The organism is Staphylococcus sp. LCT-H4 (assembly GCF_001866145.1).
GTDB lineage: Bacteria > Bacillota > Bacilli > Staphylococcales > Staphylococcaceae > Staphylococcus > Staphylococcus succinus.
The window spans coordinates 616,113-631,898 of sequence record NZ_MODY01000002.1 but is presented as its reverse complement, the minus strand read 5'-3'; the positions used below and the strand labels follow the sequence as shown (position 1 = coordinate 631,898).

General features: G+C 32.7%; 16 protein-coding genes. 3 read left to right on the top strand and 13 right to left on the bottom strand.

The annotated features are described in order from the left end of the window. Positions 1–3: 3 nt before the first annotated feature. From rlmN to BK821_RS07935, 6 genes are all read right to left on the bottom strand, one after another. The gene (gene rlmN / locus BK821_RS07960) at positions 4–1,098 is read right to left on the bottom strand and encodes a dual-specificity RNA methyltransferase RlmN (protein ID WP_046836208.1); all 1,095 of its coding nucleotides are present in this window, start codon (positions 1,096–1,098) and stop codon (positions 4–6) included. 3 nt (positions 1,099–1,101) lie between these two features. Next, on the bottom strand, positions 1,102–2,409 hold the full coding sequence (rsmB, locus tag BK821_RS07955) for a 16S rRNA (cytosine(967)-C(5))-methyltransferase RsmB (RefSeq protein WP_235602245.1): 1,308 nt from the start codon (positions 2,407–2,409) through the stop codon (positions 1,102–1,104). 2 nt (positions 2,410–2,411) lie between these two features. Next, the gene (fmt, locus tag BK821_RS07950) at positions 2,412–3,344 is read right to left on the bottom strand and encodes a methionyl-tRNA formyltransferase (RefSeq protein ID WP_071331517.1); all 933 of its coding nucleotides are present in this window, start codon (positions 3,342–3,344) and stop codon (positions 2,412–2,414) included. After that, positions 3,337–3,825, bottom strand: coding sequence for a peptide deformylase (locus tag BK821_RS07945; RefSeq protein WP_046836205.1), 489 nt, complete (start codon positions 3,823–3,825; stop codon positions 3,337–3,339). The genes fmt and BK821_RS07945 overlap by 8 nt, the downstream gene beginning before the upstream one ends. Before the next feature lie 241 nt (positions 3,826–4,066). After that, positions 4,067–4,756 (bottom strand): GNAT family N-acetyltransferase, encoded by a 690-nt coding sequence (locus tag BK821_RS07940; protein ID WP_071331516.1) that lies wholly within the window; start codon positions 4,754–4,756, stop codon positions 4,067–4,069. Positions 4,757–4,846: 90 nt separating this feature from the next. Next, a complete protein-coding gene (locus BK821_RS07935; protein ID WP_046836203.1) occupies positions 4,847–5,041 on the bottom strand; it encodes a helix-turn-helix domain-containing protein in 195 nt (64 codons plus the stop codon). A gap of 455 nt (positions 5,042–5,496) precedes the next feature. Here BK821_RS07935 and BK821_RS07930 point away from each other — a divergent pair, with 455 nt between their 5' ends. Beyond that, positions 5,497–5,700 carry a TM2 domain-containing protein gene (locus BK821_RS07930; RefSeq protein WP_046836202.1) on the top strand — a complete coding sequence of 68 codons (204 nt, stop codon included), beginning with the start codon at positions 5,497–5,499 and terminating at the stop codon, positions 5,698–5,700. Positions 5,701–5,836: 136 nt separating this feature from the next. On the opposite strand, the gene BK821_RS07925 is transcribed toward BK821_RS07930, so the two are convergent. After that, the gene (locus BK821_RS07925) at positions 5,837–6,469 is read right to left on the bottom strand and encodes an esterase/lipase family protein (RefSeq protein ID WP_071331515.1); all 633 of its coding nucleotides are present in this window, start codon (positions 6,467–6,469) and stop codon (positions 5,837–5,839) included. Between the two features lie 425 nt (positions 6,470–6,894). On the opposite strand from BK821_RS07925, the gene BK821_RS07920 reads away from it, so the two are divergent. Beyond that, positions 6,895–7,215 carry an SdpI family protein gene (locus BK821_RS07920; RefSeq protein WP_046836200.1) on the top strand — a complete coding sequence of 107 codons (321 nt, stop codon included), beginning with the start codon at positions 6,895–6,897 and terminating at the stop codon, positions 7,213–7,215. A 115-nt stretch (positions 7,216–7,330) separates the two neighbouring features. On the opposite strand, the gene BK821_RS07915 is transcribed toward BK821_RS07920, so the two are convergent. The 5 genes from BK821_RS07915 to gmk all read right to left on the bottom strand — a co-directional run bounded on the left by BK821_RS07915 (position 7,331) and on the right by gmk (position 13,383). Further along, the gene (locus BK821_RS07915) at positions 7,331–8,356 is read right to left on the bottom strand and encodes a DUF418 domain-containing protein (protein ID WP_046836199.1); all 1,026 of its coding nucleotides are present in this window, start codon (positions 8,354–8,356) and stop codon (positions 7,331–7,333) included. Between the two features lie 334 nt (positions 8,357–8,690). After that, positions 8,691–11,099 carry a primosomal protein N' gene (gene priA, locus BK821_RS07910; RefSeq protein WP_046836198.1) on the bottom strand — a complete coding sequence of 803 codons (2,409 nt, stop codon included), beginning with the start codon at positions 11,097–11,099 and terminating at the stop codon, positions 8,691–8,693. A gap of 1 nt (position 11,100) precedes the next feature. Then, complete coding sequence (gene coaBC / locus BK821_RS07905; protein ID WP_046836197.1) at positions 11,101–12,309, bottom strand: bifunctional phosphopantothenoylcysteine decarboxylase/phosphopantothenate--cysteine ligase CoaBC; 1,209 nt, start codon at positions 12,307–12,309, stop codon at positions 11,101–11,103. A gap of 241 nt (positions 12,310–12,550) precedes the next feature. Next, the gene (gene rpoZ, locus BK821_RS07900; protein ID WP_046836196.1) at positions 12,551–12,760 is read right to left on the bottom strand and encodes a DNA-directed RNA polymerase subunit omega; all 210 of its coding nucleotides are present in this window, start codon (positions 12,758–12,760) and stop codon (positions 12,551–12,553) included. Beyond that, a complete protein-coding gene (gene gmk, locus BK821_RS07895) occupies positions 12,760–13,383 on the bottom strand; it encodes a guanylate kinase (protein ID WP_046836195.1) in 624 nt (207 codons plus the stop codon). Before gmk ends, rpoZ begins: the two co-directional genes overlap by 1 nt. A 158-nt stretch (positions 13,384–13,541) precedes the next feature. Here gmk and BK821_RS07890 point away from each other — a divergent pair, with 158 nt between their 5' ends. Next, the gene (locus BK821_RS07890; protein WP_046836194.1) at positions 13,542–15,239 is read left to right on the top strand and encodes an Rqc2 family fibronectin-binding protein; all 1,698 of its coding nucleotides are present in this window, start codon (positions 13,542–13,544) and stop codon (positions 15,237–15,239) included. A gap of 98 nt (positions 15,240–15,337) precedes the next feature. Here BK821_RS07890 and BK821_RS07885 read toward each other — a convergent pair whose 3' ends face one another. Further along, entirely contained in the window at positions 15,338–15,742 is a 405-nt protein-coding gene (locus BK821_RS07885) for a VOC family protein (protein WP_046836193.1), read from the bottom strand. Between the last annotated feature and the right edge of the window lie 44 nt (positions 15,743–15,786).

The window sequence follows — 15,786 nt, the reverse complement described above, 5'->3', positions numbered from 1 at the left end:
TCTCTACCTCGTTTCTACTTGTCGTTCCTTAGCTCTTAGTTGACCACATGCAGCATCGATGTCTGCACCTTGCTCACGTCTGATTGTTGCATTAATACCCAAACGTTTCAATTCTTTTTCAAATTTAAAAATGTCTTCCTTAGGTGTTTTAACATAATTTCTTTCTGGTACGTGATTGACTGGTATTAAGTTAACATGGCAATTTAATTTTTGTATTAAGTGTGCCAATTCTCTAGCGTGCTCAACTTGGTCATTAACGCCACCGAATAAACCATATTCAAATGTAATACGTCTGTTTGTTTTTTCTTGATAATAATTAATAGCTTCCATTAGTTTTTCAACATTATAAGCTCTGTTAATCGGCATTAAACGTGAACGCACTTCATCATTTGCACCATGCAAACTCACAGCAAAGTTGATTTGAATGTCTTCATCTGCAAAATCATAAATACGAGGAATGATACCAGATGTAGAAACTGTAATATGGCGTGCACCAATATTTAAACCATTATCATCATTTACAATTTTTAAGAAATCCATCATTTCATCATAGTTCTCAAATGGTTCTCCTATACCCATAATTACAATTTGTGATACGCGTTCTTCAGACTCATCAAGGGCTTTTTGAACAGTTAATACTTGCGATACAATTTCTCCAGCTTCTAGATTACGTTTCAATCCACCTAATGTAGATGCACAGAATGTACAACCAATACGACAACCAACTTGAGTCGTAACACATACAGAGTTTCCATATTCATGTCTCATTAGTACTGTTTCAATTGTATAGCCATCTTGCAATTCAAATAAAAACTTAATTGTGCCATCTCGACTTTCTTGTTTTACTACTGTAGTCATTGTCGTCATCGTAAAGTTTTCGTTAAGAATCTCTCTTAGTTCTTTAGAAAGATTTGTCATTTCATCGATGCTGTCTACTCTTTTTTCATAAAGCCATTCAAAAATTTGCTTCGCTCTAAACTTTTGCTGACCCTTTTGTGCTAGCCAATCTTCCATCTCGTCGTATCTTATCGAATAGATTGATTGCTTTTCAAAATTGGGAAGAAACTTGTTCTTTTTCTTCTTATCTGCAGTTATCATAAATTAATTTTCCTTTCTTTTAATCCTAGTAATGAAAAAGCCATCAGAGTTAAAATCTTGAGGTAGAACTTGCATCGTTTTTACTTTTTCTCCAGTGATTGGGTGTTCAAATGTATCGAATTCAAAATCATTATTTTCTTTTAAAAATGTGTATATTACGTTTTCATTTTCTAATTGTTCAATAGTGCACGTAGAATAAACAAGCGTACCGCCTGGTTTCAAGTTATCTTTAACATTATTTAAAATTTCTAGTTGAATCTCAACGAGTGAATTAATAGTATGTTGTGACTGTTCATATTTAATTTCAGGCTTATGTCTTAATACACCTAAACCGCTACAAGGTGCATCAACTAAAATCTTATCATACACTTTATCATATTTTTCGGTTGCATCGTGTTCAAATGCTGAAATGTTAGACAATCGTAATTTTTTAATATTAAAATCTATTAAGTCTATTTTATGTTCATGTATATCCGTTGCATCAATATGTCCTGTGCCGTTTAACACTTCTGCGATATGACACGCTTTCCCACCAGGTGCACTACAAGCATCTAAGACTTCATCGCCCTCTTGTAAATCCATTAGCTGAGCAACAAACATTGAACTTTTATCTTGTATAGATACTAAACCATCTTTAAACATACGAGAATCAATAATTGGCTTCCCACTGACATGTAAACAAGTTTCAATTTCTTTATCCTGTTCAACAATATATTCATCATCTACTAACCTTCTTATTGCATCTTCAATCGTAATTCTTGTCACATTCACTCGAACAGTTTGTGTTACTTTTGTTAAAAATGACTGTGCGATAGCTTCGGTTTGTTCAATTCCAAAATGTGTTGCCCAATGATCTACTAACCATTTAGGTAAACTGTATTCAATGGCTATTCTTTTTTTATCATCAGTAATTTCAGTGAAATCTGGTAATTCGCTACGCATAATATTTCGTAAAATACCATTTACAACATTACCATTATGAGGTCCACCTTTATGTTTTGCAATTTCCACAGCTTCATTGATAATTGCATGTTCTGGTACTTTATCCAAATATACATATTGATAGATACTCATCCATAAAAGTTGTCTCACCCAACCTTTAAGTTTAGTTTGTACAAATGGCTTCAAAAGATAATCTAAAGTAAATTTTCTTTTTAATGTACCATATACAAGTTCGGTAAATAATCCTTTGTCCGCACGATTTAATTCATTATTTGATAACACGTCGTTTATAATGATATTACTATATGCTTTATCATTCATAATGTCTTGCAACGTTTCAAACGCTAATTCTCTAACATTATTTTCTATTGTCATGATAATACCTTCCCCACGAGCGACGTCTGTACGCCACTCAAATAATTTGCTGCAAGCATTCGTTTTTTACCAGCTACTTGTATATCAGTTAAAGCAATTGCATCTTCCGAACCAGTAGCCACAATGATCGCTTTTTTAGTTGTTTCAATAATTGTGCCAGGTGTTCCTGTTTTATCTTTTTCAATTCGCGATGCATATATTTTCATATTTCCATCATCCATTACAGTATATGCCACCGGCCACGGTGAAAGACCTCGAATTTGGTTGTATATAGCTTCAGCGGGTAACGTCCAATCAATTTTTTCGTCTTCACGACGAATATTAGACGCAAATGTCGCTTCATTATCATCTTGTGGCACACTATCATTCGTACCATTAATAATAGATGGCAACGTCTCTTTTAATAAATCCGCGCCTAAAAAGCTTAATTTTTGATGCATTGTCCCCACATCATCTTGATGTTCAATTTCTATTGCTTTTTGAGAAATAATATTTCCTGCATCTAACTTTTTAACCATATACATAATTGTAATACCAGTTTCTTTTTGCCCATCAATAATTGCTTGGTGGATTGGTGCGCCACCTCTATATTTAGGAAGCAATGATGCATGGACATTAATAGCACCTAATTTAGGTGAAGCTAATAATGCTTCAGGTAATAATTGTCCAAAAGCTGCTGTAACAATTAGATCAGCATTTAATTCAATAAGTGTTTGTAAATCTTCTGATTGCGCTAATTTTTCTGGCTGGTAGACTGGAATACCATGTTCAACTGCTACTTCTTTCACAGGTGGCGGTGTTAATTTACGTTTTCTACCAACTGGTCGATCTGGTTGTGTTACAACTGCTATCACGTTATGTTCAGCAATTAACATTTCTAATACTTTCGTTGAAAAATCAGGTGTTCCCATAAAGATGATTTTACTCATTGTTAAAATACGCCTCCAATTCAGCTTCATTTAAAAATTTCTCTACACGTTCTGTAAATAACTTACCCTCAAAATGGTCAATCATATGTAATATCATGCGAGCAATATCATCATATGCAGTCATTTCTACTTCATTACCTTTTTTATCATTGCTTTTTATTACAATCATTTTACTGCGTGTTACTTCACCGAAAACATCCGGAATACTAATAGACCCTTCAAGGTCCGTAACTTTTTCATCGGATTCACTTATCAATTGAGGATTTATCAGTTGTAACAAGCCATCCGCTTCCATATCAATGATCGCTACTTTTTGTGCAATGCCAATTTGTGGAGCGCATAAAGCTGATGCCTCGACGTCATACATTGTATCTTCTAAATCGAGTAACAATTGTTCTAATTGCTTATCAAATATTGTGACTTCAGGAATAGATTTTTTTAGAATTGGGTGTTGACTTGCAACAAGCTGTTTTATCGTCATACTATTTTCTCCTTAGAAAATTTCATCATATCATTATAACTTATTTTATATGAAAATGCACCATGCTTCACATAAAAGTATCAATCTATCTAAGCTCATAATCCAATTATATGCTTAGTGAAGCTTCTAATTTATTTGAAATTAAAAAATTAAAGAAGATGAATCTCAATGAATTGAGACTCATCTTCTTTATAGTTCTAACTATTTGAAGGCTTATTTAACTCCACCTACTTGCTTTGGTTTATATGGAAAGCTTATTCAATTGTTTCTCTGATTCATCAAAGTTATTTTCATTTAGCCATTCTTCATAATTGTGTTTGATGTCTTGCCATTCGCTTTCAATAATGGACAACCAACATGTATCTCTATTTCTATTTTTATATATTAAGTGGTTTCTAAATGTTCCTTCATATTTGAACCCTAACCTTTGTGCTGCTTTTTTTGAAGGCTCATTGAGTGCATCACATTTCCATTCATACCTACGATATCCTAATGTATCAAATATGTAGGATGCCAACAAATAATGTACTTCTGTAGCAATGCGTGTTCGTTTTAATACATTTGCATAATGGATATGCCCCACTTCAATAGAACCTTTTTGAGGGTCTATTCTTAATAAGACGATTATACCTATTGCTTCATTATTGTTCTTATTTATGATTGAAAAAAAGTATGGGTCTTTTGAACTTATTCTATTATTTATATACTGCTGAAATTGTTTATAATCTGTGATTTGATCATCTGGTAAATATGTCCAATTGGGAGCATCTTCCGGCTCACTAAAATGCCGAAACAAATCATCAGTATGATTTGAGGATAATTTTTCTAAACGACAGTAGTTCCCATCTAACGTTGTTATATTAGGCAAGGAGGGTTTTTCAAAATGCGTTATTTGATCTCCAATAGGCTGATTAAATTCATTAAATCTCATTTATCTATCACTCCCATATATTTCAGTATCATTTTTAAATCAATCACTTTAACATAACATTATAAAATACACAATTAACTTTCGCAATATTCAGACAATATCCTCGGAGGTCGTGTTAAAAAACTCTGCTAATATCTTAGCCTCATCATTGCCTAATTTTAATTCATTTGTTTCTATGCGCTCTATTTTTTCGGGACTCAAATTCGTTTTATACAATGACGCTAGACGATTTGATAATTCTTCAATACTTAAGCCTGTTGCTTCTCTATTACTTAATAAACTCATAGGCATAACCCCTTACGCAATAAATTTACTTGATGAACGTTAGTGATCCATCAATGTATACATAACTCACTTAGTAATATCGCTACATTATCAATAACTTAAATAAATATGATTAAAATTTATATTGGACTCGTTACTATTTAATATAACTGCAATATGTATTAAATGCAAATTTAAATTGGATATTTTTTTTATAAATTCGTATATTTTTCTAACAATTCCTATGGTTTTAGTATATTTTATGATTGACTTAATCCATACCAAACTGTCAATATTCCCATCGTTTGACTATTCACAGCAGCATTGGGATAATAAAGGTATAATCAACTAGAATGAAGTATTTTATTATTTTACCGCATTACAGTTTAAATTTAAGCACTGTGATATAGTGTCAAATTTAATCTATAGTCAATAAGCAATCTTTATATTTTATCTATAATTAAGGAGGAAAGACGATGGAAGTAAATAAAATCATTTATATTTTACTAGCTTTTTTCTTAGGTAGTTTTGGCGTGCATAAATTTTATGCTGGCAAAAATATGCAAGGTCTCTTACACATATTATTTTGTTGGACAGCGATTCCTCACATCTTAGCTATCATTAGTGGTGTTTTAGTGGCATTTAAACCTGCTGATTCAAACGGTAATGTAACACTTTAACTATTAGCCATATAAAATTCAACAGTTATCAAGCATGCCTTATGTTATGCAAAGATTTATATAGAAAGCACCAATCTATGAATGCATTCATAGATTGGTGCTTTTGAAGTGTTATATCTTTTTTATAAAAATACTTTTAATTTGTGTTTTCTCCGCCACCATTTAGTCCCTCTTTAATGTATCCCTTAACTTGAGAATTAACGAGTAGACTTAAATGATCAATACCTGTTAATCGAATGTTTTTACCACCATATAACCTTGAAAGACTTGGAGCTACTATACCGTCTGTCAAACTATAAATAGATGTATAAAGTATTTTATCATTAGGATCCGTACCAGGTAATGCTTGGTTTGTCGTTAGACCATTAGCACCACCTAGTGTTACTACGTTATCCACTTTATTTCCTCCACCTAAATTTTTTATGTAATATAATATATTTGCTCCACCCATACTATGAGCTACGATATCCACTTTTTGGGCACCTGTTCTTTGTAAAACACTGTCAATGTAACGTTTTAATTGTGGGCCATTAGTGATATTAGAACCTTGTTTATTATAAAATTCAACACCATAAAATTGATTACTATTCCATCCTTGTGAAGCTAAGTATCTCTCTATACTATAAAAATTACTAGCGGTACCTCCAATTCCATGTACAAAAACAACTGGGTTATGTTGTTCAGCAGCTTGAACGGTATTTCCTTTATTTATAGGAAGTGCAATTGCAAAAACAACAACTAATAATATTGACAACAAAACTTTTTTCATTAAATATCCCCCTAAATTATATATCTTATAAATTAACATATTTTAATATTACAACAATTATTTCATTAAATATATAAAAATTTTTAGTTTTATAAAATTATAATTCTTTGATGTGCTTTTGTAACAACAATAAATATTTCAAATCTCGTAACAAAAAATATACGTCGTATAAATTTTCATAATTTATACGACGCAGTTATCTTAATATTTACTTTTATTCACCGATTATTTGTTCATGTATCTATCACTTCACCTGTGTAATCAAAACACGATACACAATCATTTCAGCAAATGAAGTACAGTCCTTTCTTGGAACCTACTAACCTTTTATCTAAAAATAACTTTTCACTATAATCATTATATGTTCAAATTGAATAGATAGGGATGTGATATATATTATTCTATTTATAGTAGTGTTGATTAATATGATGATTTCTACAATTTACGAAAAACATCATAAATTATTAACTGAACACAGGAATTTATTATTAGGTTATAGAACACCTCGTGCCTTAAAAAATGAGCAAAACTGGTGTGTAGCACAAAATGAATTTATAAAATATAGTAAATTATTTAATCGTTACTTTATATATGTAGGAACGATATGGCTAATAATTGATCTTATTGTAAACTTAAAAGCTATGTCTATGATTCTACAATTCGTTAGTCTGATTCTGTTAATTTTGCTTATAATCTTTTTTACAGAAAAGAATATTAAAGCATTCGAAGAATCACAAAAAACTTAAGGCATGTTTTATCATTGTCACACCTCTTCAAAAAATGACAATTTTCTTATTGTAATTTGCAACATGATATATAATATAGACGACAGACGTCAATATTATTACTCGAATATTAAAATTATTTTTTAATTATACTAAACAGCTTCCAATAAGTTCCTAAACGCCAAATATATTCCAATGGTCCATATTCAAAGTATTTCAACCACCACGCACTGAATATCAATTGAAAAATATAGACCGTAATACAAATCCATAAAGTATCTATATAATCTATACGCCCATTACCTATAAGTAATATCGCTAAGTATATTAATAAAGTCTGTCCTATATAATTTGTAAGTGCCATTCTCCCATATAGTTGCAATGGGCATAAGATTCTGCGCAAAATTTGAACTCTAACACTTAACAATAATAAAGAGACATAAAATAATGCTATAAATGGACTAGTAATAATTATTAAATGTTCATAAATAGCTTTATCTTGAATAAAGTTATTTATTACTTCCTTACTTAAAGCACCATCTATAAATTTATAATTTGGAAATACATAAAATTTACTTAACATAATCCAACTGGCTAGTGATAATAAACCAGATACGCTCATTAATACCACTAACACTTTATTTTTTACATTGTCAAAAATATTAAATTGTCCTGCTGTAAGCCCCAATATAAAGTATGGAATCGGTAATAACGTTTTATTTCCTATATATAAACACAAACCTAGCAAAATTAACCCCACACTTAAATTTATATATTTATTTAAATAATAACTTGGTATTAATAATAGCCCCATGATTGAATATAACAATAACGCTTCCCCTGGCTGAAGTAATTGATGCACAATACCGAAACCCGCTAAAATAACTAGTCGCCTTATAAAAACTATAGTACTATTTAATTCTTTAGCTTTACTATTTCGAATAAATATATAAAAACCCATTCCAAACAAGAATGAAAAAATTGTGAAGAATTTACTTTCAATAAAAAAATCAAGAAACTTTAAATAATTAGCTTGTTCATGATTGATGGGTATTGGTAAATGAAATATAGTAATTATATTCGTAAGCATGATACCAAGTAAGGCAAATCCTCTCATATAATCTAATTCTAAAATTCGTTTACGCCTCGTATCTAATGCCATGATAATCTCCTTAATAATATTTTTTCTTTGATACTAAAATAATATTATCAGAAAAAAACGCTTTTACATCTTACATTCTTGTCACTTGTTTTATAATCACTTCCGTAACAGTACTTAACCTTAAATATATTAAAAAGCCCCAACAATGTTAGTTAAACAATTTTTGAAAACAACTACTATGATATACACACATATAATAAAAAAGGGCAAATAGTTAATTAAGAAGTTAGAAAACATTCCCAATTAAACCATCTGCCCTTTTCTGTCCTGTAGTTCATGTTAATAATCTCTATTGTCACTGTGACGACTATAATCAAGCCACTTAAGCACTTTTTTACATCATCATTTGTGGGTTAATATCTATTCTTAATGATAATTTATCTTTTAAGTACAAATCATGATAATAATCATCTAAATATTTCAACGCCTCGTGTAACGCAGGTTCATTTTTATATTTAACTAGGATTTGAAAGCGATACTCGTTATTTATTCTTGATAATGCTGCTGGTGATGGCCCTAGTACTAGTGCTTTCTCTGTTAGATGTTGTAACAAAACTTTATGAATATGTTTAGAAGCTTCCATAACTTTTTTCATATCTTTATGTGCAATGGTAAAGTTAATCATAAAGAAATAAGGTGGATATTTACCTATTTTTCTGTAATTCATTTCTTTTTGAAAAAAAGCAGTATAGTCATTATCTTGAACATCTTTAATTGCATAATGTTCTGGATTATAGGTTTGTATAATGACTTCTCCTTCTTTCTCATGACGTCCTGCACGACCTGCAACTTGTGTTAGCAATTGATATGTACGCTCACTTGCTCTAAAGTCAGGTAGATTTAACATCGTATCTGCATTCAAGACACCCACAAGCGTGATATTGGGAAAATCTAATCCTTTGGCAATCATTTGAGTACCTAATAAAATATCCCCTTTACCAGCACCAAAATCATCTAATAATTTTTCATGTGCGCCTTTTCTAGATGTTGTATCTACATCCATACGGATAATACGCGCTTCTTGAAACGCCTCTTGTAAAAGCTCTTCCACACGTTGCGTACCAGTACCTACTTGTCTGATATGCTCACTTTCACAGCTTGGACATTTATTAGGAGGTGTTTCCCGATGGCCACAATAGTGGCATTTTAATTGATCGGTTGATTTATGGTACGTCAATGAGATGTCACAGTTTGGACATTGTGGCACATGTCCGCAATCACGGCACAACATAAACGAGGCATAACCACGACGATTTAAAAACAATACAATTTGTTCTTTGCGATCTAATCGTTGTTGAATTGCTTCTCGTAATTGTCCTGAAAACATAGACCGGTTACCTGCACTCAACTCGGCTCTCATGTCGACAATTTCTATTTCTGGCATCGCCTGTTGATTCACTCTATGTGGTAAAGATAATAATTCATAAACACCTTTATCTGCTCTTGCATAGCTCTCTAAACTTGGCGTCGCACTTCCTAATATCAACGGACAATCGTGATACTGACTACGCCATTGTGCAATATCTCTAGCGTGATATCTTGGATAGTCTTCTTGCTTATATGAAGATTCATGTTCTTCATCAATAATAATCATTCCTAAATCTTTAAATGGTGCAAATACACTTGACCGTGCGCCAACGCTTACGCGTGCTTTACCATCTCTTATCTTTTGCCATTCATCATACCGCTCACCTTTGGATAAACCAGAATGTAATACTGCAACCTCATCACCAAATCGACGTTTAAATCTCAATACCATTTGCGGCGTAAGTGCTATTTCCGGTACGAGCATCATCGCTTGTCTATCTAGATTTAATACTTCCTCGATTGTTTGTAAATAAACTTCGGTCTTTCCCGAACCTGTAACACCATGTAATAGAAATGTCCGTTGTTCATGCGTTTTGATGGTTTCTAAAATTGCATCAAAAGCTTGTTGTTGTTCAGATGTAAGTAGTTGCTTTTCATCTTTTTCAAAAACTCGTGTTTCAAATGGGTCGCGTTCTACGATCGCATCATATTTCTCTATATAAGCTTTACGTGTTAATGTATCTACACTTGATTTTGAGAATCCCATTTCTTCTATATGTTTTAACATTACTGTATGATGACGTTCATCAACTAAATAGGCATATAAATCATATTGCTTAGGTGACTTTTCTAACGACCCTAAAACGGCGTCATAATCAAAGTCTTCAATCACTCTCACCGCACGTTGTTTCTTTTTACTGAGCTTTTGAGAAAGTATAGTAACTTCCTCAATTGCACCATTTTTTAATAGTGGTGCTATGGTGGCTAAATCGTCATTTTGTTGTGCTGTTTTATATAAATAATGACCTTCTTCATTAAATCTTCGTTGCAATTGTAATGGAACAGCTTCCGAATCTACCACAGAAAAAACTTTTGTATACTTCGCTTTGATTGCACTCGGTAACATAACTTCCAACATTGAAATACGTTTGGTAACAAAATAATTATTATACCAATCTGTTAATTCAATAAGTTCTTGGGTCAACTCTGGCTTGATATCTTGAATTTCTTTGATTTCTTTTAATTTCGATATATCTATACTATTATCTGGCTGTTCTGTAATCACCATGACATAACCTTGTATCGTCCTATGGCCAAAAGGAACCACTACACGCATACCTACTTGTATCATTGATTGCAATCTAGAAGGAATGATATAGTCAAAGGTGAAATCTACACTCTTAGAAGGTATATCAACAATTACTTTTGCTATCATTTTATTGCCACCTATTTTCTAAACTGTCTAGTATACGCTCCGCTAAAATGACTTTCTTGGCTTTACCTAAATGCGTCTCATTACCATTTTCAAAGTACATCGTATAGTCATTGTCATCCGAACTAAACCCTATTGTACGATCACCTACATTATTAGCAATAATGACATCTGCATTTTTATGTTTTAATTTTTGTTGCGCATACGTTTCGATGTTTTGTGTCTCTGCAGCAAAGCCTACTAAAAATTGACTGGTCTTGTGTTCACCTAAATACTTCAAAATATCAGGTGTACGTTTAAACGTAACAGATAATGTTCCATCTTGTTTTTTCAATTTATGGTCCAATGTTTCTACAGGGGCATAATCTGATACTGCAGCAGCTTTGAATATGATATCCTGTGTTTCAAAACGGTTTTTAACTACTTTAAACATTTCTTCTGCGCTAGTAACTTGAATCGTATCTACATTTTCTGGAGGCGCGATATTTGTTGGACCTGAAACCAAAGTTACTATTGCTCCTCGTTTCTCTAAAGACTCAGCTAAAGCATACCCCATTTTTCCAGAGGAACGATTTGACAAGTATCTAACTGGATCTAACTCTTCGATAGTTGGGCCAGCTGTAACTAAAGCATGCACACCTTCAAATCGACTTTCTTTTGTAGTTTGATTCTGTTGCATGTCCTTGAAAAATAAATTTAATCTTTCTACAATTTGCAAAGGCTCTTCCATACGACCTTTTGCAACGTATCCACATGCTAAATAACCTTCACCTGGTTCAAGAAAATAATAACCATCTGAACGTAATGTGGCCATGTTTTGCTGCGTTCTATTATTCTCGTACATATGCACATTCATTGCTGGTGCAACAAATTTGGGCGTTTCTGTAGCTATTAATGTTGAAGTCACCATGTCATCAGCAATACCATGTGCTAATTTAGCAATTGTATTGGCAGTCGCTGGCGCAACTACAATTGCATCTGCCCAGTCCCCTAATGCAACATGTTGTATTTCTTTAGGGTTTTGTTCAATAAATGTACTTGTATATACGGGATTTCTTCCTATCGCCTGAAAAGCTAAAGGGGTTACAAATTCTTGTGCATGATCTGTAAGCATAACACTCACATCATATCCAGCTTGCGTTAATTTACTCGTTAAATCGATGGCTTTATATGCAGCTATACCGCCTGTTACAGCAAGTAAGATTCGTTTCATTATAATTTACCTCCAGATAGTTTAAACGTGACTGGTTATTACGTAATAACTCAGTGATAGCTTATAAAACAACAAACATTAAGTTGTCTGTTGTTTATTGGCGTGATTACTCATTATTATACACAAATTAATAGATAAATTAAAAAAGCACACCTTGCTTCTGCATGGTGTGCGCTTGAAAGACCTTTATTTAATGCCATCTCAATTATATAAATGTATTTCAAGGTGAACGTTCAATTACTTAAGAAAGTTTTATTGTACCGTCTGGATAAATTTCACCGTCAGCAATTTCTTCTAAAGCTTTACCTACGGGTTTTTTTGAGTTGTATTTATTTAACAATGCAGTTTCTGGATTTTCATCTATTTCACGTGCACGTTTTGCAGCAGTAGTTGCAATTAAATATTTCGAGTTAATCTTTGATGTTAATTGGTTTAATGGTGGGTATAACATTATTTTTTTGCCTCCAATATCATTTTTCTATATTTTGCTTCAATGCGTTCTCTTTTCAAATGCTCTGCATCTACAATCGATTGAATACGTTGCTTGGCTAAATCAACTTCATCATTAACGACAACATAATCATACAAGTTCATCATTTCCACTTCTTTACGCGCTTCGTGCACACGGCTTTGAATTTTTTCATCAGATTCTGTACCACGACCGACTAATCGTTCACGTAAATGGTCTAAACTTGGCGGAGCAAGAAATATAAACAATGCATCTGGAAACTTCTTACGCACTTGTTTGGCACCTTCGACTTCAATCTCTAAAAACACATCATGACCTTGATCCATAGTGTCTTTAACATACTGCACAGGCGTCCCATAATAATTGCCAACATACTCTGCATATTCTATGAATTGATCTTGTTTAATTAATTCTTCAAAGTCAGACTTTGCTTTGAAAAAGTAATCAACGCCATCAACTTCACCCTCACGCATATCACGTGTTGTCATTGAAATAGAATATTTATAAGATGTGGATGGGTCATCAAATATTTTCTTTCTAACTGTACCTTTCCCTACACCAGAAGGTCCAGATAGTACAATCAACAAACCTTTCTCATTATCCATGACTTACGACCTCTCTAAGCTATACTTCTATTATTAACACATGATACCACAATCACCATTTGATTGTATAGCATACTTAGTACAAACTTTGCCCATGACCAATTCTTTTTGCCGTGTTACAATATGATGAATGACTAAAAATAAGGTGGCTGATAGTAATGGCATACGATGGTTTATTTACAAGAAAAATGGTGGAATCGTTACAATTTTTAGTAGACGGTAGAATCCACAAAATAAATCAACCAGAAAACGACACGCTGATTGTCGTTGTTCGTCAAAGTCGTAAAAATCATCAACTTCTACTTTCTATCCATCCTAGTTTTACTAGAATGCATCTCACTAATAAAAAATATGACAACCCATTTGATCCCCCTATGTTTGCTCGCGTATTCCGTAAGCATCTTGAAGGTGGTATTGTAAAAGCAATTAGACAAATTGGTAATGATAGACGTGTAGAGATAGATGTTGAAAGCAAAGATGAAATTGGCGATACAATACATCGTACTATGATTTTAGAAATTATGGGTAAACATAGTAATTTGGTACTCGTTGATGAAAATCGTAAAATTATTGAAGGATTTAAACATTTAACGCCTAATACGAATCAATATCGTACGGTTATGCCGGGGTTTGAATATGAAACACCCCCGTTACAAAACAAAGTGAATCCCTATGATATCACTGGTGACGAGGCTTTAAAATATATTGATTTTAACAGTGGAAAAATAGCACGACAATTACTCGATCAATTTGAAGGTTTCAGTCCATTAATTACAAATGAAATTGTAAGTCGCAAACAATTTATGACAGCTCAAACGCTACCAGAAGCTTTTGATACAGTGATGGCTGAAACAAATGAAGCGGCTACACCAATCTTCCATAAAAACCACGAAACAGGTAAAGAAGACTTTTATTTCATGCAATTAAATCAATTTTATGATGACGTTGTTCTATATGACTCTCTTCATGATTTACTTGACCGCTATTATGATGCACGTGGCGAAAGAGAACGTGTCAAACAACGCGCCAATGATTTAGTGAAATTTGTACAACAACAACTTCATAAGTATCAAAATAAACTAAGTAAACTGTTGGATGAGCAAGAAGGCACTAAAGATAAAGAACTGCAGCAGTTATATGGAGAATTAATCACAGCCAACATCTATCGTATTAAACAGGGCGACAAAGAAGTAACTGCACTTAACTATTATACCGGTGAAGAAGTAACTATTCCTCTGAAAACAACGAAATCTCCTGCAGTTAATGCTCAACTCTACTATAAGCAATACAACAAGTTAAAAACGAGAGCCCATGAACTACATCATCAAATTGATTTGACTAAAGAAAATATTGCTTATTTTGAAAGTATCGACCAACAACTTGCACATATTTCTGTAGACGATATAGATGATATTCGTGATGAATTGGCAGAACAAGGCTATATGAAACAACGCAAACAAAGTAAAAAGAAAAAGAAACAAACCATACAACTACAAGAGTATGTATCAACAGACGGGGACACAATACTCGTAGGTAAAAACAATAAACAAAATGATTATTTAACAAATAAGAAAGCCTCAAAAAATCATCTTTGGTTCCACACTAAAGATATTCCAGGGTCACACGTTGTAATACTAAATGATGATCCAAGCGAAACAACCATTAAAGAGGCTGCGATGTTATCTGGCTACTTTTCCAAGGCTGGCAATTCAGGCCAAATCCCTGTAGATTACACTGAAATCAAACACGTTCATAAACCTTCAGGATCAAAACCTGGTTTTGTAACTTACGATAATCAAAAAACACTTTTTGCTACGCCAGATTACGATCATATTCAAAAATTAAAAGTTAAATAACTTTTTAATCCATTCATAATTAAAAAAGCTAGGACTATAGCGTTTAAGTATTATCAACAAAACGCTATACATCCTAGCTTTTTTATTTTAAATTAACATTATTGATTAGGTAGCGCTAATTGGAAGTTTACTCCGAACTTATCTTGAATCCATGCAAATTCTCTAAACGGTGGCATTTCTGTTTTCGGCATTAATATTGCACCACCACTTTTCAGTTTACTAAATAAGCGTTCCATTTCTAACGGGCTATCAACCGTTACATATAAGGACATTGCAGGGTTCATATCAATATCCACACCATTTACGTTATCTATGGCCATAAATATTTGATCTTTAAGTCTAAATATTGCATGTTGAACAGCGCCTGTAGGTGCATCATCACTTTCACTATATTTTACTAATGTTAAAATTTCTGCATCTTCAAATGTATTTACATATAAATTAATCGCTTCTTCCGCTTCTCCATTGAACATCAAGAATGTAGTTATTTTAGGTATTGCCATTAATAAATCCTCCTTATTGGTCTTACTTACTAGGATAAATCATC